The sequence below is a fragment of the Propioniciclava tarda genome, from assembly GCF_900182665.1.
Taxonomy (GTDB): Bacteria; Actinomycetota; Actinomycetes; order Propionibacteriales; family Propionibacteriaceae; genus Propioniciclava; species Propioniciclava tarda.
In genome coordinates, this window is the sequence record NZ_FXTL01000002.1 from 104,163 (window position 1) to 125,514 (window position 21,352).

Here is a 21,352-nt window from a genome sequence, read left to right on the forward strand (position 1 = left end):
CAGGTTCAGTCTTCGTCGACGACGTACGCCGCGAGGTCTGACGCCGTCGGCACGACGTAGAACGCGCCCGTTAGCGGCGTCGTGAACCGGGTCAGCTGATCGCGGACGCCGTCGCCCACGCCCGCCATCCGGCGGAGCATCTCGGCTTGCCGGAACTGGTCGCGGGAGAAGCCGACGAACAGTGTGCCGTGGCGTCCGGACTCGCCGTAGGCCGTGTTGCGGCGGAAGATCTTCTGCTCCTCGCCGTCGACGTGCACCTTCGAGCGGGCGATGTGGGCCGTCGGCGGCTTGACGGCGTCGTCCATCTCGACGTCGTCGGCCTTGGTCCGGCCGATGGCGTCCTCCTGGGCCTTGACCGGCAGGGACGTCCAGGCCTCGATGTCGTGCTCCCAGATCTGGTACAGCAGGACGCTCGTCCCAGACCCCGGCTCGCCGGACGGCACGGTCACGACGTCGGCCGCACGCAGCACCGGTGGGTTCTCGGTGCCGTCGACGAAGCCGGTCAGGTCACGGCTCTCCTTGTAGTGCCAGCCGACGCGCTCGGTCTTGACCTCGGCCACGCCTTCGACGGCCGCTCGCAGCGCCATGGCTGCGTCGAACACGCTGGGGCGGTCGGGTCCGGCGATCCAGACCCAGAGGTCGCGCTGCGTGGCCGGCATGGTGAAGCCGTCGAGCCCCACGACGGGCTCGTCGAAGTCGGCCGCATCCTGCGGCGTCCGATCGGGGGCGAGGGCCCGCCACAGGCTGGGCCGAGCGCCCAGGACGACGGTCACGCCGCCGCGGGTCGACCAGGGCTCGGCGGCGTTGACGAGCGCGCGGATCGCGGCGTCCAGGGTGGCGTCGCCGACGAGGTCGAGTTCCAAGAAGTCGTTGTCGGGATTGCTGAGGGCGAAGATTCCGGGCTGGGGGCTGTGCATGGCTCATCCTTGAAAGAAGCGGGCCGACGCTGACGGAACTACCTTGTCGCAGGCGCCTCGCCGGTGTCCATCCGGTCTGAGCCTGCCCCTAGACTGAAGCCTCGTGCGCGCACCGTCTATGCGCGGCAAGAAGGGAATACACACATGATTCGCACCCATTCCGCCGGACGCCTCAGGGCCTCCGATGTCGGATCCGAGGTCACGCTGGCCGGCTGGGTCGCCCGCCGCCGCGATCACGGAGGCGTCGCCTTCATCGATCTTCGGGACGCGTCCGGCATCGCTCAGGTGGTCGTCCGAGACGAGCTGCTGGACAGTTCCGGCGCCCATGACCTGCGCAACGAGTTCTGCGTCAAGGTGACCGGCGTCGTCGAGCTTCGCCCGGAGGGCAACGCGAACCCCGACCTGCCGTCCGGCGAGATCGAGGTCGCGATCCGTGAGCTGGAGGTGCTGAACCCGGCGGCTCCGCTGCCGTTCCAGATCGACGAGCGCACCACCGTCGGTGAGGACGCGCGCCTGAAGTACCGCTACCTCGACCTGCGGCGTCCGCGCCAGGCGGCCGCGATCCGGCTTCGGTCGAAGGTCACGTCCGCGATGCGCAAGGCGCTGGACGAGATGGATTTCGTCGACATCGAAACGCCCACGCTGACCCGGTCGACGCCCGAGGGTGCCCGCGACTTCGTGGTGCCCGCGCGCCTGCATCCGGGCAGCTGGTACGCCCTGCCGCAGAGCCCCCAGCTGTTCAAGCAGCTGCTGATGGTGGCCGGCCTGGAGCGCTACTACCAGATCGCCCGCTGCTACCGCGACGAGGACTTCCGCGCCGACCGCCAGCCCGAGTTCACCCAGCTCGACATCGAGATGAGCTTCGTCGACCAGGACGACGTGATCTCGATGGCCGAGAAGGTCATGGCGGCCTGCTGGAAGCTGGTCGACGTCGAGATGCAGTTGCCGCTTCCGCGGATGACCTGGCACGACGCCATGGACCACTACGGCTCCGACAAGCCCGATCTGCGCTTCGAGAACCGGATCGTCGAGCTGACGGACTACTTCGCCAGCACCGAGTTCCGGGTCTTCCAGGCGCCCTACGTCGGCGCCGTCGTGATGCCCGGCGGCGGCTCGCAGCCGCGGCGGACGTTCGATGCGTGGCAGGAATGGGCGAAGCAGCGCGGCGCGCGCGGCCTCGCGTACGTCACGTACGACGAGAGCGGCGAGCTGGGCGGACCGGTCGCCAAGAACCTCTCGGACGCCGAGCGCGCGGGCCTGGCGTCCGCGACAGGTGCCAAGCCCGGGGACTGCGTGTTCTTCGGCGCCGGGAAGCGCGAGGCTACCCAGGAGCTCCTTGGCGCGGCTCGGCTGGAGATCGGACGCCGCTGCGGCTTGATCGACGAGAACGCCTGGTCGTTCCTGTGGGTCGTGGACGCGCCGATGTTCAAGCTCCGCGAGGACGCCGAGGCGTCCGGGGACGTCTCGATCGCGGCGGGGAAGTGGGCGGCCGTGCACCACGCGTTCACGTCGCCCAAGCCCGAGTCGCTGGACACGTTCGACACCGATCCGGGGTCGGCGCTGAGCTACGGCTACGACTTCATCTGCAACGGCAACGAGGTGGGCGGCGGCTCGATCCGTATCCACCGTCGCGACGTGCAGGAGCGGGTGTTCAAGGTCATGGGCCTCTCGCCGGAGGAGTCGCAGGAGAAGTTCGGCTTCCTGCTGGACGCCTTCCAGTTCGGCGCGCCGCCGCACGGCGGCATCGCGTTCGGCCTGGACCGGCTGGTCATGCTGCTCGGCGGCTTCGACACGATCCGCGACGTCATCGCGTTCCCGAAGTCGGGCGGCGGATTCGATCCGCTCACCTCGGCCCCGGCGCCGATCACCGCGCAGCAGCGCAAGGAGGCCGGCGTCGACGCCAAGCCGGTCGACAAGACCGCCAAGGCGGACGCCCCCGCCAGCTAGGGCGTCCCTCTGGCTCGGCTAAGCGGCTGACGCGTCCTCAACGGGGGTCCCCTCCGTGAACGGGATCCCCGCCGGCAAGGGGGGTCCCCTCCGTGAACGGGATCCCCGCCGGCAAGGGGGGTCCCCTCCGTGAACGGGATCCCCGCCGGGCCAGGGGGGTACCCCTCCGTGAACGGGATCCCCGCCGGGCCAGGGGGGTACCCCTCCGTGAACGGGATCGCTGTGCGTGATCGGGTGGATGGGCCACGGATTGGGCACAATGACTGACCTGGGTCAGCTGGGTTCCCACAGTCGACGGCAGTCATCTACGTGAGGAATCCGGTGCTGGGGCGCCGGATTCCTCACGAAGATCGAGGTGTCGTGCCGGGAGATTCCGGTCATGCTCGGGGTCCCGATCGAGATGAGCTCGCGTCCTGGACCAGTGATCCCGTTTGCGCGATCCGCACAGGAGGGAGGCTTGGATCGATGGCTGAACTTGTCGAAGCCCTAGACAGCGCGATGCGCACAGGAGGGAGGCTTGCCCCAGCCCGGGCGGCAACGGCGGCCTCGATCGTTGCCAGGACCCGGATGCCTTGTTTTCGGATGGTGTTCGGGGCGAAGCCGAGGGCGATGATCCCCTGGGCGCCGAACCGGGAATCGCCCTCCACGGTGGCCTCCCAGAGGTCTGCCCCGTCGCTGTCCGGACCGCAGTGGTATCGCTTCGAGTGGATCTGCACGGCGATCCCGTGCTCAGGAAGGTAGGCGTCCGGCGTTCCGATGGGCAATCCGCGTGCATCCTCAAGCCTGGGGTTGTACAGCACGGTCCAGGGACGCCGCGCCAGCAACCGGCGAAGTGAGACCTCGGCCATCGACCATGATCCGCCTTCGAAGTCCCTGAGGCCGCGGTTGACGGCCGCCGTTCCATTCCGGCGTCCCCCTCTCACCTCAGCGCGGACGCGAGCCACGGTGCTGAGGCCGCCCTGAAGGACCGAGATCGTCAACGCTTGGATCTGCGCGGCCGGGTACTCCTGATACCGACTCGCGTCGAGGAGTGAGCGTTCCAGTGCTGCCACCCGTAGCCCACCCACAGGGCGTTCCGCGGGCCAGCGCGTGGTGCGCACGACAGCTGCTCCCGGGCATTCGTGGGCGTAAAGCCCATCCTGGGTGAGGAAGCGGTAGACGCTCGGCGGGTGGGGCAGTTCGACGCCGAGGATCTTCAACGCGTGGGCGCCGGTCAACAGGGCCCGAGGGCCAGCCCAGAGGACGGCAGCGGAGAGTTCCTCGGCGTCGGTCAGGGTGCCTCGATGACCTGCATAAACGCCGGGGAACGGCCGTTGGCCCACGGTGGCCGTCAAGTGGCGCCGCGCGTCCGGCGTCCACTCCGCCGCGGACAACTGGTTCCGCGACGCGAGTCCGTGCTGTTCGGGGAAGCGGGGGAGGGTGCGCATGGAGTTTCTCCTTCGGCGTGACTGCCCTACACGTTGGACGCCAAAGGGCGATTCTTGTCACGCGGAGAGAATCTGTGGATAACTCCTGCGCCAGATACGATTCCCGGGTGAGCGCGGCGAGTTCCGGGAGCTAGGCCGGCAACCAGATCATCGTGAAGTTCGCGGTGCCCTGGCGCCGGGTTGCGCACAATGATCCGCCTCGCCTCGGGGGAGGTTCTCGTGAGGAGGAGGAAGATGCCGTTGTCCGCACCTCGCCGGAGCCAGGCATCATCGTGAGGTTTGCGGTGCCCTGGCGCCGGGTTGCGCACAGTGATCCGCTCGGGGGAGGTGAATGGGGAGGATTCCGTGGGCGGTGACCGCGCCGGAGCCACGCATCATCGTGAGGTTTGCGGTGCTAGGACGCCGGGTTGCGCACAGTGATCCGCTTCCGAAGAGGAAGCGGAGGGTGTGGAGGATGAAGAGGAAGCGGAGGGTGTGGAGGATTCCGTGGGCGGTGACCGCACCGGAGCCAATCGTGAGGTTTGCGGTGCTAGAACGCCGAGTTACGCACCATGATCCGCCTCGGAGGGAGGTTGACAGGGACCGTGCCGCTCTAGGAGAGCGCGGCCCGGCGTCCGAAGCGGATCCATGCCGCGGATCCGAGCACGATGGCGGCAGCGGCGACGGCCGCCCAACCGGTCAACGCGGACGCGGGGGAGTCCGTGAGGCGTCCGACCGCGATCCAGACCAGGCCCCAGGACAACGCTCCGGCGACGGCGAACCGGCCGCCGAGCCGGACGGCCAGCAGGACGCCGATCCCGGCCGCGACCGCCAGAACGATCGCCGCGACAACCGGATCCAGGCTGCCGAAACTCACCCCGGACTGCACCAGCGCCGCCGTGATGTTCGCCGCCGTCGCGATCGACACCCAGCCGAGGTAGAGCCCGAACGTGCCGTCAACCACGATCAGCTCGGCCGTCGAGGACGCGCGCTCGCGGGTGAGGCGCGCGACGAGGCGTCCCAGCACCACCACCAGCACGGCGATGACGCCCACGCTCGGCCAAATCCAGCCCACCTGCGTGACGAGCAGCCAGACGGCGTTCAGGATCATCGACACCCCGGCCAGCCACCAGATGTCGCGGGTCCGGGCCGACCGCTGGGCGATGGGCAGCCACTGCCAGACCGTGTACGCCAGCAGCCCAAGGTAGATCACCGACCAGATCGAGAAGGCGCGCACGGCGGGCGCGAGCAGGGTCGCGTCCGCGGCGAGGGCTCCACCGGACGACTCCTCGACGCGCGTGCCGATGACGCCGATGCCGAACAGGGTGCCGACGACGCAGAACACGAAGGACGCGGTCACGAAGAGCTGGCGGGTCAGAGTGGAGTTCACGGTGGGCCTTTCGACGGGACCCTCTGGCGCGGAGGGCTACTGCTCACTACGCTATCTTCAAGAGATTGAACTATTCAAGATGATGAAGGAAAGCGATGCTCGCTGAACCCGTCAGGCAGTGGACCGCCGGTCCGATGCACCCGGCCACGCTCCTGCTGCGGCAGCTGATGCTCGGCCGCGAGGACCTGGAGCGAGCGCATGCCCGCTCCCTGGACGTCAATCTCGTCGACTACCGCGCCATGGGCGTCCTGCTGGGCCAGGGGCCCGTCACGCCCGGACGCCTCGCCGTCGAACTCGGCACCACGCCTTCGGCCACGTCGAACATCATCGAAAGGCTGGAGCGCGTCGGCCACCTCACCCGCGAGGAGGATCCCGGCGACCGTCGTCGCGTCCTCGTGCGCGCCAATCCCGAGAGTGCCGGGCGGGCGATGGGCACGATCCTGCCGATCCTGTCGTCGGTCGAGCAGAGCATCAAGGCGATGGACGCCGACGCGCAGGCGGCGGTCGTCGAGTACTTGCGGGTGTCGGTCCGCGCGATGCAGGACGCCATTGATGCCCTCCGGAACCAGGCGTCGGCATGACCGCCCAGGCCGCGACCCCGGTCGCCGTCGACGACTTGACGCTGCGGAGCGTCACCGATCTCCTGCTGCGTCGCCTCGCCGAAGCCCCCGACGCGGACGCGTTCGACCGGCCCCAGGGGGATGACCTCGAGCGGGTCACCACCAGGCAGTTCGTCGACGAGGCGCGGGCCCTGGCCGCCGGACTGATCGCCGTCGGCATCCAGCCGGGCGACCGCGTCGGCGTGATGGCCCCCACCCGCTACGAGTGGGCCGTGGTCGACTTCGCCTGCTGGTTCGCTGGCATCGTGGTCGTGCCCATCTACGAGACCTCCTCGGTCGAGCAGACCGCGGCGATCGTCGCGGACGCCGGCGTCCGGCACGTCGTGGCGGGCTCGGCCCGGCACGCCGAGGTGCTGCGCAGCGCCGACCCGTCGCTCACCATCTGGACGATGGACGACGACCTGGGCGCTCTCGCGGCGGGCGGGGCGTCCGTCACCACCGACGAGCTCGAGCGCCGCCGCGCCCTCGCCGGCCGCGATGATCTGGCCACCCTCGTCTACACCTCGGGGACGACCGCCGGTGCGAAGGGCGTCCGCATCACGCACGGCAACCTCGTCGGACTCGTCCAGCAGATCGCCCACGCCTACGCCGACGTGGTGCACGACCGCGCCAACACGGTGATCGTCCTGCCCCTCGCGCACATCCTGGCCCGGGCGTTGCAGGTCGCGGCGGTGGCGTCCGGGATGCGCGTCCTCCACCACAGCGACCCGTCCACCGTGGCGTCCGCGTTCTCGAAGGCGCGTCCGACGTTCGTCGTTGTCGCGCCGCGGTTGCTGCAGAAGATCGCGGACGCCGTCGGTCGCCGCGCGCTCGACGCGCGCCTGGGCGGCGCGTTCGCCGCCGCGCGCCGGACCGCCGTCGACTGGGCCCAGCACCTGGAGGCGTCCCAGGACGAGCCCGGACGCCGCCCGCCGCTGGGCCTGCGCGTCCGGCATGCCTTGTTCGAACGCCTCTTCTACGCGCGAATCAGGGGCGTCCTGGGCGGACGCGTCCAGTACCTGCTGTCCGGCGCCGCGCCCCTGGACGCCGACCTGGCGCGCTTCTTCTGGGGCGCCGGCCTTCCGGTCATCGAGGGCTACGGCCTCACCGAGACCACCGCGCCCGTGACGGGCAACCTGCCTTCGGACATCCGTCCCGGCACCGTCGGGCGTCCGGTGCCGGGCGCCGAGGTGCGGATCGCCGACGACGGCGAGGTGCAGGTCCGCGGGCTCGGGGTGGCCCCGGGGTATCGCAACAAGGCGCTGGACGCCGACGCCTTCGTCGACGGCTGGTTCCGCACCGGCGATCTCGGGCGGCTGGACGCCGACGGGCGGCTGATCCTCACCGGTCGGGCCAAGAACATCCTGGTGACCGCGGGCGGCAAGAACGTGGCACCCGAGCCGTGGGAAGAGGCTGTCAGCGCGCACCCTCTTGTGGCCAACGCCGTCATGGTGGGGGAGGGGCGTCCGTTCCTGGCCGCCCTGCTGCTGCTGGAGCGCGCCGAAGTCAGCGCCTGGGCGGCCCGCCACAAGCTGGACGCCCTGGCGGCTCAGCTGGAGTCGATGGCGGCCGGCCCGGGCGGCGTCCGGGTGCCGTCTCCCGAGCTGCAGGCGAGGCTGCAGCGCATCGTCGACCGGGCCAACGCTCGGGTGTCGCGCGCCGAGCAGGTCAAAGCGTTCGCTGCGGTCGTCGCCGACACCGATCCCGTCCACGGCACGTTCACGCCCACGATGAAGGTCCGCAGGGACGCCCTGCTGGCCGCCGCCCGGACGCACGTCGAGGCGTTGTACTCGAGAACCTGACCCGGACCGGGTCGCGAGGTGGTTGCCAGCCCGCGGCTCAGCGCCGGGACGGGGAATGCCAAAGGGGGCCCGGCCGATCGGCCGGGCCCCCACTTGCTTGGCGCTAGTTGGTCTCGCGCGGCTGCTCGGCGAGGATGCCGAAGAGCTTGCGGCGCGTCTCGTGGAGGAGCGCGGCGGCATCGGCGAGTTGGCCGGGGGAGCCGGCGACGGTGGCCGACTTCAGCGCCGCGCCGAGGCCAGCGAAGGCCTGCCACATCTCCGCAGCACCCTCGGCGTCGTGGCCGGATTCGGCGTTGACGGCCTCCCACGGCTTGACCGTGACCTCGGCGGCTGCCGCTGCTCCGGCCCCGGTGAGCCGGAAGCCCTTGAAGCCCTCCGCCTCGTGGTTCTCGATCAGCGCTTCGTCGAGGAGCTGGCTGATCGCGGGGTAGATCGCGCCGGGGCTCGGCTTCCAGACCCCGTTCGTGCGCTCGGCAAGCGTCTGGATGATCTGGTAGCCGTTCATCGGCTGTTCGGCGAGCAGGGCCAAGATGGCTTGGCGCACGTCACCGCGCCGAGCCCGCCCGCGGCGTCCGCCGGGGCCGCCCGGGAAGCCGGGACCGCCCGGCCCGAAGCCGCCGGGACCCATCGGCCCCATCGGACCCATGGGTCCGAATCCGCCGAACCCGCGGGGTCCACGCGGTCCGCGTCCCTCGCCTCGGCCGCGGCGTCCGTCGCGGTCGCCGGGAACCTGGCCGCCCGGGCCCTCGGTCTGCATGCGCGGCCCGCAGCCGTCGCCGCGATGGTGGTGATGGGGCTCGGCCCCGTCAAACGGACGCCCACGGCGTCCGGTGTCTGTCGTGGGCCATTGCGAGCCCCAAGGTGCGTTCCTCATGATGAGTTCCTTTCGTGCGTTGCCATAACGATATATCGAAAGTAACACGCTAGACAAGTCGAATCGCCAACGAGTTTCAGGTGGGCGATCGACGGCCGGTCGACAGGGTCGACGGATGCTGTCCTGTCGTAGGGACGTTGTACGGTCGGACGCGTGACGGACCTGTTCGGCAACCCCGACCTCGCGGACGCCCCCGCGCGCGGTGGGTCGCTGTCGAGCGCGGACCACGGCCACCTGCCCTTGGCGGTGCGCCTGAGGCCACAGACGATCGACGAGATCGTGGGGCAACAGCACCTGCTGGCGCCGGGTTCGCCGTTGCGGCGGCTCGCCGACGGCCAGCCGATGTCGGTCTTCCTCTGGGGTCCGCCTGGCGTCGGCAAGACGACGATCGCGTCCGTGGTCTCGCGCGCCACGAACCGCCGGTTCGTCGAACTGTCGGCCGTCACGGCCGGCGTCAAGGAGGTCCGCGCCGAGTTGGACGCCGCACGGCGCGAGCTGGCCCGTGGGCGGGCCACGGTCTTGTTCGTCGACGAGGTGCATCGCTTCAACAAGGCCCAGCAGGACGTGCTGCTGCCAGCCGTCGAGAACCGGCTGGTCACCCTCATCGCCGCCACCACCGAGAACCCGTCCTTCTCGGTGATCTCGCCGCTGCTCTCGCGCAGCCTCCTGCTCACCCTCAAGCCGCTGACGGACGCCGACATCGGCGTCCTGATCGACCGGGCGCTGACGGACGAACGCGGGCTGGCCACGCCGGACGGAGCCCAGTACTCCCTCACCGATGACGCGCGCTCGACCATCGTCCAGCTGGCCGGTGGTGATGCTCGCCGGGTGCTGACCTACCTGGAGGAGGCCGCGGCGTCGGCGTCCGCCCAGGGCCTGACCGAGATCACACCGGAGGTCGTCGAGCAGGCCGTCGACCGGGCGGCCCTGCGCTACGACGCGGACGGCGACCAGCACTACGACGTGATCAGCGCGTTCATCAAGTCGCTGCGGGGCTCCGATGTGCAGGCCGCTCTGCACTACCTGGCGAGGATGTTGGAGGCCGGCGAGGACCCCCGCTTCATCGCGCGGCGGCTGGTGATCCTGGCCAGCGAGGACATCGGCATGGCGGCGCCGAGCGCCTTACCGCTGTGCATGGCCGCCGCTCAGGCCGTCCAGCTGATCGGGATGCCCGAGGCGCAGATCAACCTGGCCCACGCCGTCATCGCCTGCGCCACCGCGCCCAAGTCGAACGCCGTCGTTGTCGCCATCAACGAGGCCGCCGCCGACGTGCGGGCCGGCAAGGGCGGCGCCGTCCCGCCTCATCTGAGGGACGCCCACTACGCGGGAGCGAAGAAGCTCGGCCACGGCGTGGCCTACCAGTACGCCCACGACCACCCGCACGGGGTCGCGGCGCAGGTTTATCTGCCGGACGACCTGGCTGACGCGGTCTACTACCGCCCGACGCAGCACGGCGCTGAGGCGCAGATCTCCGAGCGGCTCCCGGTGATCGACGGCCTCCTCGGCCGCCATCGGGACTGAGTCGAGGAATGGCGTCCGACGAAGGAGCGTTGAAGTCGTGACGAACGTCGTTGAAGCCGCGTGCACTACGCTCAGGCAGGCTGTTCCGCGCTCAGCCACGGCGCAGCCGGACGCACGGCGTCCACAGCAGACACGAAAGAGGGCACCGACATGTTGACGGCCGAGATCCGCCGCCGCTTTCTCGATTTCTTCGAGCGCAACGGGCACAAGATCCTGCCCTCGGCCTCGTTGGTCTACAACGATCCGACGCTGCTGTTCGTGAACGCCGGCATGGTGCCGTTCAAGAGCTACTTCGTCGGCGCCGAGCCGCCGCCCGCACCTCGGGTGGCGACGTGCCAGAAGTGCGTCCGGACGCTCGACATCGACGACGTCGGCAAGACGACCCGCCACGGCACGTTCTTCCAGATGCTCGGCAACTTCGCCTTCGCCGACTACTTCAAGGCGGGCGCCATCGAGTTCGCCTGGAAGCTGGTCACCGGTCCGCAGAGCGAAGGCGGCTTCGGCTTCGACCCCGACAAGATCTGGGTCACCGTGCTCGGTCCCGGCTACCACCCCGACTACCCCGAGGGGGACGCCGAGGCGCGTGAGCTGTGGCGTGCGGTCGGCATCCCGGACGAGCGGATCCAGGGCCGCAGCCTCAAGGACAACTACTGGAACATGGGCGTGCCCGGTCCGGGTGGCCCCTGCTCCGAGATCTACGTCGACCGCGGCCCTGACTTCGGCGCCGACGGCGGCCCGGTCGTGGACGAGGACCGCTTCCTGGAGATCTGGAACTTGGTCTTCCAGCAGGAGGACCTCTCGGCCGTCCGCGCCAAGGACGACTTCGACATCGCCCGCCAGTTGCCCAGCCAGAACATCGACACGGGCGCCGGCCTGGAGCGCATCGCGTACTTGCTGCAGGGCAAGGACAACATGTACGAGATCGACGAGATCTTCCCGGTCATCGAGAAGGCAGCCGAACTCGCGGGCAAGGTCTACGGCGAGAATCGTGACGACGACGTGCGGATGCGCGTGGTCGGCGACCACATCCGCAGCGCGCTGATGCTGATGACCGACGGTGTCGCGCCGGGCAACGAGGCGCGTGGGTACGTGCTGCGCCGCCTGCTGCGCCGCTCGATCCGGTCCATGCGTCTGCTGGGGGTCGAGTCCAAGGTGCTGCCCGCCTTGCTGCCGGTGTCGCGCGACCTGATGAGCGCGTCCTACCCCGAGATCCTGAAGGAATGGGACCGCGTCTCGGCCAACGCCTACGCCGAGGAGGACGCCTTCCGGCGCACCCTGGCCGCGGGCACGCAGATCTTCGAGGCGGCGGCGTCCCAGGCGAAGGGCGCGGGGGCGTCCGTGCTGTCGGGCGAGCGGGCGTTCCAACTGCACGACACCTACGGCTTCCCGATCGACCTGACGCTCGAGATGGCGTCCGAGCAGGGCCTGGACGTCGATCGGGACGGTTTCAAGCGCCTCATGCAGGAGCAGAAGGACCGCGCGAAGGCGGACGCCCGCGCCAAGAAGGGCGGCGCGGTCGACACGGCGGCTTTCACCGACGTGCGCCGGGCCGGCGAGTCGCGATTCGTGGGCTATAGCGACCTGAGCGCCGAGGGCCGCGTCCTCGGCATCGTCTCGGGCGGACGCCTCGTGGACGCCGCGCATCCCGGTGAGATCGTCGAGATCGTCCTGGACGCGACGCCCTTCTACGCCGAGTCCGGTGGTCAGGACGCCGACAGCGGCATCCTGACGGCCAACGGCGTCCAGCTGGACGTCTTGGACGTGCAGAAGCCGGTCGATGGCCTCATCTCGCACAAGGTGCTCGTCGGCGAGGGCGAGGTGCGGCCCGGGGACACCCTGCTCGCCAGCGTCGACCCGGTCGCGCGGCGGCACGGTGCGGCGTCCCACTCGGCGACCCACATCGTGCACGCGGTGCTGCGCAAGATCCTCGGACCCACGGCGGTCCAGGCGGGCTCGTACAACAAGCCGGGCTACCTGCGGTTCGACTTCAACGCCAACGCGGGGCTGTCCAAGGGCATGCGCGAGGAGCTCGAGGGCCTCTCCAATGAGGCCATCGACGCCGGCTACGACGTCACCGACACCCAGATGTCGCTGGCCGACGCCAAGGCGTTGGGGGCGATGGCGATGTTCGGCGAGAAGTACCCCGACGTCGTGCGCGTCGTCGAGATGGGTGGACCCTTCAGCCGCGAGCTCTGCGGCGGCACCCACGTCACGAACACCGCTCAGATCGGGATGCTCACCCTGCTGGGTGAGTCGTCCATCGGGTCGGGCGTCCGGCGCGTGGAGGCGCTGACCGGCAAGGACGCCTTCGCGCACCTCGCGAAGGAGCGCGCGCTCGTCGCGACCCTGGCCGACCTGCTCAAGGCCCAGCCGGAGCAACTCGAGGACCGCGTCGGCCGCATGGTCGCCCAGCTCAAGGCCGCCGAGAAGGAGGTCGCGGACCTGCGCGCCAAGGAGCTCCTCGGCAACGCCGCGGCCCTGGCCGCATCGGCTGAGACCGTCGGCTCCTACCGGCTCGTCGCCCGGCAGCTGAGCGGCGTCGGCGGCAACGACCTGCGGACGCTCGGCATCGACCTGCGCGAGCGGCTCGGGTCGGACGCCTCGGTCGTCGCCCTTGTGGGCGGCACCGACGACAAGCCCGTTGTGACCGTCGTCACCAACGACGCCGCGCGCGCCGCTGGTGCCAAAGCGGGCGTCCTCGTGGGCGTCGCGGCCGAGAAGCTCGGCGGACGCGGCGGCGGCAAGGACGACATCGCCCAGGGTGGCGGCAGCAACGGGGCAGGTGCGGCGGACGCCTTCGCCGCGGTCCGCGCCGCCCTGGCCGGATGACGGACGCCGCGGGCGCGGGCTTCCGCGTCGGCGTCCGGCTGGCCCTCGACTGGGGGCAGGCCCGGATCGGTGTCGCTGCCTGCGACGCCCACGGCACTCTGGCGTACCCCGTGGAGACGATCGCGTCGGCGTCCGATCTGAGTGCCGTCAAGGCGAAACTGCAGCGGATCGTCGCCGAGTACGACCCCATGGAGATCGTCCTCGGCCTGCCACGGCACCTCAAGGGCGTCGAGGGGGCGGCGGCGGCAGGTGTCCGGGAGAAGGCGGCCTGGGTCGCGGCGCTGTTCCCGAGCGTCGGCGTCCGGCTGGTCGACGAGCGGCTGACCACCGTCAGTGCGGCGGCGAACCTGCGGTCAGCCGGACGGAGCGCCAAACAGCAACGGTCCGTCATCGATCAGGCGGCGGCGGTGGCGATCCTTGACCATGCCCTGGACGTCGAAAGGCATACTGGACGGGCTGCGGGGGAACAGGTGAGCGAGAGGACGCCAAGCTGATGCGGAGTCACAGGTACAGCGACGTGGAACCGCTGCGCGATCCGGACACGGGGCAGTGGAACACCGACGAGATCAAGCGGCGCGCCAAGGGCTGGGCCGCGGTCCTGCTCGCACTGGCCGTCCTGGGCGCCGGCGGCGCGCTCGTCGCGGCCAAGGGCTACGAGTTCTACATGGGGGCCAAGACCGCCAAGGACTACGTCGGAGCCGGCACGGGTGAGACTCAGGTGGTCATCCCGAAGAGCTCCACGGCGCTGCAGATCGGCAAGATCCTGGCCGACGGCGGCGTGATCAAGGACGCCAAGAAGTTCCAGGACACCGCCCTGACCCGTCCGGACCTGTGGGGCAAGGTCCAAGCCGGCAAGTTCAAGCTGGCCAAGGAGGTGCCGTCGCTGACGGCGCTGCAGCAGCTGGTCGATCCGACCCGGGCGATCCACAACTGGATGAGCGTCCCCGAGGGCTGGCGCATCGACCCGCAGCTGGTCGACGTCCTAGCCAAGGGCATGAAGCTGCCCGCACCCGACGTCAAGGCATTCCTCACCACCAAGGCGCGCCCGAACGACTACGGCTATCCCGCCTGGGTGTCCCCGACGGGCGCGGCGGGCCCGGTGGCCTTCGAGGGCCTGCTGTTCCCCGACAAGTACGACGTCCAGGACGGCGCGACCCTGGAGGCGCAGACCAAGGCGATCGCCGGCAACTTCAACGCCGTCATGGCGCGGCTGGACTTCAAGACCAAGGCCCAGGCGCTCAGCTTCGGCGACCCGAAGGACACCGAGAACACCAAGGCTTACAAGGCGTTGATCGTCGCCAGCATCATCGAGAAAGAGGTCTTCCGCGCCGAGGACCGTGCCAAGGTCGCCCGCGTCATCTACAACCGCCTGGCGAAGGGCGTGCAGCTCCAGTTCGACTCGACGGTGGCGTACTCGGTGAACAAGACCGGCACCGTCTGGACGACCGCCGATGAGCGCGACTGCAAAAAGAACCCGAGTCCGTACAACACCTACTGTGTCAAGGGGCTGCCACCCACACCGATCTCGGCGCCAGCCGAGGCGGCCCTGTCGGCCGCGCTCAACCCGGAAGCCGGCGACTGGATGTTCTTCGTGCCCATCAACCTGGACACGGGCGAGACCAAGTTCTCGGTGACGGACGCCGAGCACAACGCGGCTCGCGCGGAACTGCAGGCGTGGTGCTTGGCATCGCCGGAGAACAAGAAGAAGTGCGCCTAGGCGTCCCCTCGGACGCGTCGAGGACGCGTCCGGACGCCGTGACAGACTGACCCTCATGCTTCGTTACCTGACCGCGGGGGAGTCCCACGGACGCGCGTTGATCGCCACGATCGAGGGGCTTCCGGCGCACGTGGCCATTTCGACCGACGAGATTTCGGACGCCCTCGCGCGGCGCCGCCTCGGGGTCGGGCGCGGGGCGCGCATGAAGTTCGAGCGCGACGAGGTGACGCTGATGACCGGCGTCCGGCATGGCGAGACGCTGGGTTCGCCGATCGCGGTGGTGATCAACAACACCGAGTGGGACAAGTGGGAGACCGTGATGTCGCCCGACGCGGTCGACCCCGAGGAGCTGGCCGCTCAGGCGCGCAGCGCCGCCCTGACGCGCCCGCGTCCGGGCCACGCGGACCTGGCCGGCATGCAGAAGTACGACTGGGACGAGGCGCGGCCCATCCTCGAGCGGGCCTCGGCCCGCGAGACCGCCGCCCGGGTCGCCATCGGGCAGATCGCCCGGAACTTCCTCGACCAGGCGTTCGGCATCCGGGTGGTTAGCCACGTCGTGCAGTTGGGGGCGGTGGCGTCCGGCGGGCAGGTCCGTCCGACCCCGGACGATCAGGCGGCGATCGACGCCGATCCGGTGCGCTGCTTCGACGAGGCCGTGGCCGACGCCATGCTCGCCGAAGTCGAGGCCGCCAAGGCCGACGGCGACACCCTGGGCGGCATCGTCGAAGTGCTGGCCTACGGCGTCCCGGCCGGTCTGGGATCGCACATCCAGGGCGACCGGCGCCTCGACGCTCGGCTGGCTGGCGCGCTCATGGGCATCCAGGCCATCAAGGCCGTCGCCGTGGGTGACGGCTTCGACATGTCGACCCGCGGCTCGCTCGCGCACGACGAGATGGTGCCCTCCGAGCATGGTCCGGTGCGGCTGAGCAACCGCTCGGGCGGCACCGAGGGCGGGATGAGCACCGGCGAACTGCTGCGCGTCCGGGCGATCATGAAGCCCATCTCCACGGTGCCCCGGGCGTTGCGCACGGTCGACGTGGCGTCCAACGAGCCGGCCCAGGCGCACCACCAGCGCTCGGACGTCTGCGCGGTCCCGGCGGCCGGCGTGGTCGCCGAGGCGATGGTCGCGTTGGTCCTCGCGGAGGTCGCGTTGGAGAAGTTCGGGGGAGACTCGGTGGAGGAAGCGCGCCGCAACTACCAGGCCTACCTGGCCCGCCTCGCGGAGCGTGGGCTGGGGTGAGCCGCACCATCGCGCTGATCGGCATCTCGGGGGCCGGCAAGTCGAAGATCGGCCGGACGCTGGCCGCCCGCCTCGGCGTCGACCTGCTCGACGTGGACGCCGAGGTCGAGCGCCGCCAGGGCCGCACGATTGCCGACATCTTCGCCACGGACGGCGAGGCCGCCTTCCGGGCCGCCGAGTCCGACGTCTGCGTCGAGGCCCTCGGACGCCCCCGGACGGTCGTCTCCCTGGGCGGGGGAGCGCCGATGACGCCCGCCATCGCCGATGCCCTGCGCGGCGTCCACGTGGTGTGGCTCCGCGTCTCGCCTGCGGTCGCGGCGTCCCGGGTTGCCGGCCACGGCGACCGTCCGCTGCTGAATGACGACGACCTCGTCGCGAAGCTGACCCGGATGCTGGACGCCCGGGGCGCCACCTACGCGCGCCTCGCCGATCAGATCGTGGACGCCGACGGCGACGACGCGGACGCCAAGGCCCAGCTGATCGCGGCGGCGGCGGAGGCGTCCGTATGAAGACGATCCGAGTGAACGCCGAGCGGCCGTACGACGTCACCGTCGGGCACGGTGCGGTGGCCGGCCTAGCAGACGCCGTCGCGGGCTGCGCCAAGGTCGCCGTGCTGCACCCGCCCGTCCTGGCCGACGAGGTGGCGCGATGGACGGCCGGCATCGCGGGCGAGGTCATCCCGATCGTCCTGCCGGACGGCGAGGCCGCGAAGACCGCGTCCGTCCTGGCATCGGTCTGGGAGGCTCTCGCCGATGCGGGCTTCACTCGCTCGGACGCCGTCGTCGGCGTCGGCGGTGGCGCGACCACCGATCTGGCCGGCTTCGTGGCGTCCAGCTGGCTGCGGGGGGTGCGGTACGTGAGCGTCCCGACGACCGTGCTGGCCATGGTGGACGCCGCCGTCGGCGGTAAGACCGGCATCGACCTGCCGCAGGGCAAGAACCTCGTCGGCGCCTTCTGGGAGCCAGCCGCCGTAGTGGCCGACCTGGACGCCCTCGCGACCCTGTCCATCGACGAACTCCGCGGCGGGCTGGCCGAGATGATCAAGCACGGCTTCATCGCCGATCCGCGCACCCTGGAGCTCTTCGAGGCCGACCCGGCCGCGATGCTCGACTCGGCCTCCCCGGCGTTGGCCGAGGCGATCGAGCGGTCGATCGCGGTCAAGGCGTCCGTGGTGTCGGCCGATCTGCGCGAGGCGACCTCGGTGGGCAAGCAGGTCGGACGCGAGCTGCTGAACTACGGCCACACCCTCGCCCACGCCATCGAGAAGCGTGAGCACTACACCTGGCGGCACGGGGACGCCGTCGCCGTCGGCCTCAACTTCGCGGCCACCCTGAGCCACGTGCTCGGACACCTGTCGGCGTCCGACGTCGAGCGCCACCGAGCCATCCTGACGTCGGTCGGATTACCGATCAGTTATGAGTCCGACGCCTGGGCCGACCTGCGTGCCACGATGAACCTCGACAAAAAGGCCCGCGGCGACGCCGTCCGTTTCGTGCTGCTCGACGGCGTCGCGGACCCCTTCATTGCTGTGGCCCCGGACGAAGCCGCCCTGGCCACGGCGTACGACGAGATCACGAGGTAGATCTGTGTACATCGCCAAGCACTTCGAGCTGGCACCGGAACGCGTCAGCGAGCTGCTGACCTCGGCCGTCACGGCCGAGGTCGTCGCCGCCTATCCCGAGGGGCCGGAGGCGACGTTGCTGCCCGTCTCCTACGAGGCGGACGCCGACGGCGGGCTCGGCTCCCTGGTCGCGCACGTGACGCGCACGAACGACCTGTGGAAGAGGACGCCGCTGGGCGAGGTCCTGGCGATCGTCTCGGGTCCGGACGCCTACGTGTCGCCCACCTGGTTCCCCGGCTACCCGGAGCGCGCCGAGGTGCCGACGTGGAACTACGTCACCGTTCACGCGTACGGTCAGCTGATCGTTCATGACGACGCCGCGTGGTGCCGGTCGAAGGTCGCCCGGTTGTCGGCGTCCCATGGGTACGACGTCGACCAGGTCGACGAGCGGTCCATGGAGCTCATGCTGCGCTCCATCGTGGGCATCGAGTTGAAGCTGACCCGCGTGCTCGGCAAGGGAAAGCTGTCGCAGAACAAGTCCACGGAGTTCCTGGGCTCGGTCATCGCCGGGCTCAGCGAGCGCGGCGGCGCCCAGGATGAGGCGCTGGCGTCCGCGATGACCCAGATCTCGGTGCCGCATGCGGCAGCCCGCGAGGAACTGGTGGCCGGCATCCGGGCCGAGCACCAGCTCGGCTTCGCGGCGCCCGTCGACCGCGGCTGAGTTCAACCGAAAGGACGATGCCCCCGGGTGGATCGCGACACTGCGTCGCGACGATGCTGGAGACATGCTCCTGACCGCGATCCTGCTCATCACCGCCGCCCTTGCCTGCTACACGGCGGGCGTGTGGGCCGAGCACCGCACTGGCGTCCTGGCGCCCACCCACTCGGTCCTGTTCGCGTTGGGCCTCTCAGCGGACGCGTCCGGCACGTATGTCATGTCCCTGATCCAGAACGCGGGCACCGCAGTCAAGGACGGGACCGCTGGCGTCCTGCAGTCGATGATGGCCGTCACGGGAGCCCTCGCACTCGTCCTGATGGCCGTGCACCTGCTGTGGGCTCTAGTCGTCCTGATCCGGAACCGGGCCGCCGAGAAGGCCACCTTCCACCGCTTCTCGCTCATCGTCTGGGCCATCTGGCTCGTGCCGTACTTCACCGGCATGGCCAGCTCGATGGTCCGCTGAACCTCTACGAAAGGAAACCACCATGACCACCACCATCGAGCGGCGCATCTTCAACTCGGCCGCCATCTGGACCGTGCTGGGGCTGCTGTCGGGGCTCGGCTACCGCGAGCTGACCCGCACGCTGGAGTTCACGGGCAAGACGCAGCTGGCCGTCGCCCACACCCACGCTCTCGTGCTCGGCACCGTGATGCTGCTGATCGTCCTCATCCTGACCCGCGTCTTCTCTCTGGCCACCGACGAGCGGTTGGGCTACCTCTTGGGCTTCTGGAACGCCGGTCTCGCACTGACGTTCGGCATGCTCGTCACCAAGGGCACGCTCCAGGTCCTCGGCAACGAGCTCGCGAACCACAAGGCGGTCGCGGGGGTGTCCGGGCTGGGCCACATCCTGTTGGCCGGATCGTTCGTCGTCCTCTTCCTGATCGTCCGCAAGGGTCTGGGTTCCACCCCGACGCCGGCCGCGGAGGTCGCACCCGCTAGCGTGAGCTGACCACGACCCAGGAGATCGACATGCCGGACGCCGTGCGTCACGCCACGCGGTCCGCTGCGCTGACCGCTTTGGAGATCGGCCAGTCCGTCCTCGTCGTGGTGCTGCTGGCGCTGGCGGCGGCCTCGTCGGCGCGCACCGGCTCGTCGCTCGCGCCCGTGGCCGCTGTGGCCGCGGGCGCGCTCTTCGTCGGGGGGCTCGTCGTGCACCGCCGACTGGGCGCCCGGGGGCGTGTCGTGTGGGTGCTGCTGGTGCTCGCGGCCGTGCACGGGCTCACGCTCCTCTCGCCTGACTTCAGCTGGGTCGCCTTCCCCGTCTGGCTGGCGATGGGCCAACTCTTGCCCCTGCCGCTGGCACTGTCGGTCGGTGCGGTCAGCGTGACGTTGGTCGTGCTGGCTCAGGGCCCCACGACCACGGCGGGGGTGGTTGGCCCGCTGGTCGGGGCGGTGGTGGCGCTGGGGCTGTCGCGCGGGGTCGTCCTGATCGAGGCGGAGGCGCGACGCAGTCGGGCGCTGTTGGCGTCCGTACTCAAGGCCCAAGCTGAGACCGACCGGCTGTCCGCTGAGGTCGCCGAAGCCCAGCGCCTCGCGGGCGTCCAGGCCGAACGGGCCCGGCTGGCGGCCGACCTGCACGACACGCTCGCCCAGGGCTTCTCGTCCATCGTCATGTTGGCGCGAGCAGGGCAGAAGCAGCCGGACGCCGCGGGCTCGGCGTCCGCGCTGGCAGGCATCGAACGGGCCGCCCTGGAGAACCTGGCCGAGGTGCGGTCGGTCGTCTACGCGCTGGCCCCCGAGGACCTGTCCGGCTCCGGGCTGCGTGCCCCGTTGGCCAGGCTGGCCGACCGCTTGCGGCAGACCGGACTCGAGGTCCACCTTGATATTGACCCGGACCTGCCCCGCCTCGACACGGGCACCGAGGTGGCGCTGCTCCGGGCGGCGCAGGGGCTGCTGGCCAACGTGGAGACGCACGCTGCGGCGTCCCAGGTGCACGTGTCGCTCGTGGCGGCGCAGGACGAGGTTCGCATCGACGTGGTCGACGACGGGCGTGGCTTCGATCCCAGCCAGGTCTCAGGGGAGCCGACCCTGGCGGGCGGCTATGGGCTCCGGGCACTGCGGGAGCGGCTGGGCGTCCTCGGCGGCGGGCTGGAGATCGAAAGCGCCCCCGGCGAAGGTACCGCCATGTCGGCGCATCTGCCCTTGTCGCGGCGGGTGACGCCATGATCCGCGTGTTGGTGGTGGACGACCACCCGGTGATCCGAGGAGGCCTGGCCGCCCTGCTGAGCGGCGAGCCGGACCTGCAGGTCGTGGCGTCGGCCGCGTCCGGTGAGGAGGCGCTGGCCATGGTCGACGACGTGCGTCCCAGCCTGGTCCTGTGCGACCTTCGCCTGGGCCCCGGCATCGACGGCGTCGAGGTGACGACCGCCCTGAGGGCGCTCCCGGACCCGCCCGCGGTGCTGATCCTGACCACCTTCGACAACGACAGCGACATCGTCCGCGCCGTGATGGCCGGGGCGGCGGGCTACCTGTTGAAGGACGCTCCCGCCGAGGCGATCGCCGACGGCATCCGGGACGCGATCGCCGGACGCCTCGTCCTAACACCGGAGCTCCTCGGACGCGTGAGCGACCGGATGACCAAGGGCGTCCCGGACCTGAGCGAGCGCGAGCTGGCCGTCCTGCGCGAGGTCGCGCTGGGCCGGACCAATCGCGAGGTCGCCAAGGCGCTGTTCATCTCGGAGGCGACGGTGAAGACGCATCTCGTCCACGCGTACTCCAAGCTGGGCGCCGGCAACCGCACCGAGGCCTTGGCACGCGCCCGCGATCACGGACTCCTCGGCTGAGCCCGTCACCGGTTCACAGTCGGGGCCGGTTTCTCGACCTCGCGACA

19 protein-coding genes are annotated in these 21,352 nt (G+C 70.3%); 15 read left to right on the plus strand and 4 right to left on the minus strand.

Features of this window, described 5'->3' with window-relative positions; genetic code table 11:
* Positions 1-5 precede the first annotated feature (5 nt).
* Positions 6-917, minus strand: a complete 912-nt coding sequence (locus tag FN821_RS02445) for a Dyp-type peroxidase (protein ID WP_131170971.1) — start codon at positions 915-917, stop codon at positions 6-8.
* 144 nt (positions 918-1,061) lie between these two features.
* On the opposite strand from FN821_RS02445, the gene aspS reads away from it, so the two are divergent.
* Positions 1,062-2,864: an aspartate--tRNA ligase gene (gene aspS / locus FN821_RS02450; RefSeq protein ID WP_131170972.1), complete on the plus strand. Its 1,803-nt coding sequence runs from the start codon at positions 1,062-1,064 to the stop codon at positions 2,862-2,864.
* A 377-nt stretch (positions 2,865-3,241) separates the two neighbouring features.
* On the opposite strand, the gene FN821_RS02455 is transcribed toward aspS, so the two are convergent.
* Both FN821_RS02455 and FN821_RS02460 read right to left on the minus strand, forming a co-directional pair.
* Positions 3,242-4,291, minus strand: coding sequence for a hypothetical protein (locus FN821_RS02455; protein ID WP_131170973.1), 1,050 nt, complete (start codon positions 4,289-4,291; stop codon positions 3,242-3,244).
* Positions 4,292-4,883: 592 nt separating this feature from the next.
* The gene (locus FN821_RS02460) at positions 4,884-5,660 is read right to left on the minus strand and encodes a tryptophan-rich sensory protein (RefSeq protein WP_131170974.1); all 777 of its coding nucleotides are present in this window, start codon (positions 5,658-5,660) and stop codon (positions 4,884-4,886) included.
* A 95-nt stretch (positions 5,661-5,755) separates the two neighbouring features.
* Here FN821_RS02460 and FN821_RS02465 point away from each other — a divergent pair, with 95 nt between their 5' ends.
* Together FN821_RS02465 and FN821_RS02470 are read left to right on the plus strand one after the other, a co-directional pair.
* Positions 5,756-6,241, plus strand: coding sequence for a MarR family winged helix-turn-helix transcriptional regulator (locus FN821_RS02465; protein WP_131170975.1), 486 nt, complete (start codon positions 5,756-5,758; stop codon positions 6,239-6,241).
* Positions 6,238-8,061, plus strand: coding sequence for an AMP-dependent synthetase/ligase (locus tag FN821_RS02470; protein WP_131170976.1), 1,824 nt, complete (start codon positions 6,238-6,240; stop codon positions 8,059-8,061). Before FN821_RS02465 ends, FN821_RS02470 begins: the two co-directional genes overlap by 4 nt.
* 103 nt (positions 8,062-8,164) lie before the next feature.
* Here FN821_RS02470 and FN821_RS02475 read toward each other — a convergent pair whose 3' ends face one another.
* On the minus strand, positions 8,165-8,935 hold the full coding sequence (locus FN821_RS02475; protein ID WP_206661963.1) for a PadR family transcriptional regulator: 771 nt from the start codon (positions 8,933-8,935) through the stop codon (positions 8,165-8,167).
* Between the two features lie 153 nt (positions 8,936-9,088).
* Here FN821_RS02475 and FN821_RS02480 point away from each other — a divergent pair, with 153 nt between their 5' ends.
* The 12 genes from FN821_RS02480 (at position 9,089) to FN821_RS02535 (ending at position 21,305) form a co-directional block, all read left to right on the plus strand.
* Complete coding sequence (locus FN821_RS02480) at positions 9,089-10,456, plus strand: replication-associated recombination protein A (protein WP_131170977.1); 1,368 nt, start codon at positions 9,089-9,091, stop codon at positions 10,454-10,456.
* Between the two features lie 150 nt (positions 10,457-10,606).
* Positions 10,607-13,285 carry an alanine--tRNA ligase gene (alaS, locus tag FN821_RS02485; RefSeq protein ID WP_131171192.1) on the plus strand — a complete coding sequence of 893 codons (2,679 nt, stop codon included), beginning with the start codon at positions 10,607-10,609 and terminating at the stop codon, positions 13,283-13,285.
* A complete protein-coding gene (ruvX, locus tag FN821_RS02490; protein WP_131170978.1) occupies positions 13,282-13,779 on the plus strand; it encodes a Holliday junction resolvase RuvX in 498 nt (165 codons plus the stop codon). The genes alaS and ruvX overlap by 4 nt, the downstream gene beginning before the upstream one ends.
* A 23-nt stretch (positions 13,780-13,802) precedes the next feature.
* The gene (mltG, locus tag FN821_RS02495) at positions 13,803-15,002 is read left to right on the plus strand and encodes an endolytic transglycosylase MltG (RefSeq protein WP_165489203.1); all 1,200 of its coding nucleotides are present in this window, start codon (positions 13,803-13,805) and stop codon (positions 15,000-15,002) included.
* A 55-nt stretch (positions 15,003-15,057) separates the two neighbouring features.
* A complete protein-coding gene (aroC, locus tag FN821_RS02500) occupies positions 15,058-16,242 on the plus strand; it encodes a chorismate synthase (RefSeq protein WP_131170980.1) in 1,185 nt (394 codons plus the stop codon).
* Positions 16,239-16,751 carry a shikimate kinase gene (locus FN821_RS02505; RefSeq protein ID WP_131170981.1) on the plus strand — a complete coding sequence of 171 codons (513 nt, stop codon included), beginning with the start codon at positions 16,239-16,241 and terminating at the stop codon, positions 16,749-16,751. Before aroC ends, FN821_RS02505 begins: the two co-directional genes overlap by 4 nt.
* A complete protein-coding gene (aroB, locus tag FN821_RS02510) occupies positions 16,748-17,824 on the plus strand; it encodes a 3-dehydroquinate synthase (protein WP_131170982.1) in 1,077 nt (358 codons plus the stop codon). The genes FN821_RS02505 and aroB overlap by 4 nt, the downstream gene beginning before the upstream one ends.
* 4 nt (positions 17,825-17,828) lie before the next feature.
* On the plus strand, positions 17,829-18,524 hold the full coding sequence (locus FN821_RS02515; protein ID WP_165489204.1) for an FMN-binding negative transcriptional regulator: 696 nt from the start codon (positions 17,829-17,831) through the stop codon (positions 18,522-18,524).
* Between the two features lie 64 nt (positions 18,525-18,588).
* Complete coding sequence (locus FN821_RS02520) at positions 18,589-18,984, plus strand: HsmA family protein (protein ID WP_131170984.1); 396 nt, start codon at positions 18,589-18,591, stop codon at positions 18,982-18,984.
* A gap of 22 nt (positions 18,985-19,006) precedes the next feature.
* Positions 19,007-19,471, plus strand: a complete 465-nt coding sequence (locus FN821_RS02525; RefSeq protein ID WP_206661964.1) for a DUF2871 domain-containing protein — start codon at positions 19,007-19,009, stop codon at positions 19,469-19,471.
* Between the two features lie 20 nt (positions 19,472-19,491).
* Positions 19,492-20,688 (plus strand): sensor histidine kinase, encoded by a 1,197-nt coding sequence (locus FN821_RS02530; protein ID WP_131170985.1) that lies wholly within the window; start codon positions 19,492-19,494, stop codon positions 20,686-20,688.
* Complete coding sequence (locus tag FN821_RS02535; protein ID WP_131170986.1) at positions 20,685-21,305, plus strand: response regulator; 621 nt, start codon at positions 20,685-20,687, stop codon at positions 21,303-21,305. Before FN821_RS02530 ends, FN821_RS02535 begins: the two co-directional genes overlap by 4 nt.
* Positions 21,306-21,352: the final 47 nt, after the last annotated feature.

Coding starts and splice junctions, on each gene's coding strand:
- FN821_RS02445 (WP_131170971.1), bottom strand. CDS start 917: ATGCACAGCCCCCAGCCCGGAATCTTCGCCCTCAGCAATCCCGACAAC.
- aspS (WP_131170972.1), top strand. CDS start 1,062: ATGATTCGCACCCATTCCGCCGGACGCCTCAGGGCCTCCGATGTCGGA.
- FN821_RS02455 (WP_131170973.1), bottom strand. CDS start 4,291: ATGCGCACCCTCCCCCGCTTCCCCGAACAGCACGGACTCGCGTCGCGG.
- FN821_RS02465 (WP_131170975.1), top strand. CDS start 5,756: ATGCTCGCTGAACCCGTCAGGCAGTGGACCGCCGGTCCGATGCACCCG.
- FN821_RS02470 (WP_131170976.1), top strand. CDS start 6,238: ATGACCGCCCAGGCCGCGACCCCGGTCGCCGTCGACGACTTGACGCTG.
- FN821_RS02475 (WP_206661963.1), bottom strand. CDS start 8,935: ATGAGGAACGCACCTTGGGGCTCGCAATGGCCCACGACAGACACCGGA.
- alaS (WP_131171192.1), top strand. CDS start 10,607: ATGTTGACGGCCGAGATCCGCCGCCGCTTTCTCGATTTCTTCGAGCGC.
- ruvX (WP_131170978.1), top strand. CDS start 13,282: ATGACGGACGCCGCGGGCGCGGGCTTCCGCGTCGGCGTCCGGCTGGCC.
- aroC (WP_131170980.1), top strand. CDS start 15,058: ATGCTTCGTTACCTGACCGCGGGGGAGTCCCACGGACGCGCGTTGATC.
- aroB (WP_131170982.1), top strand. CDS start 16,748: ATGAAGACGATCCGAGTGAACGCCGAGCGGCCGTACGACGTCACCGTC.
- FN821_RS02520 (WP_131170984.1), top strand. CDS start 18,589: ATGCTCCTGACCGCGATCCTGCTCATCACCGCCGCCCTTGCCTGCTAC.
- FN821_RS02525 (WP_206661964.1), top strand. CDS start 19,007: ATGACCACCACCATCGAGCGGCGCATCTTCAACTCGGCCGCCATCTGG.
- FN821_RS02530 (WP_131170985.1), top strand. CDS start 19,492: ATGCCGGACGCCGTGCGTCACGCCACGCGGTCCGCTGCGCTGACCGCT.
- FN821_RS02535 (WP_131170986.1), top strand. CDS start 20,685: ATGATCCGCGTGTTGGTGGTGGACGACCACCCGGTGATCCGAGGAGGC.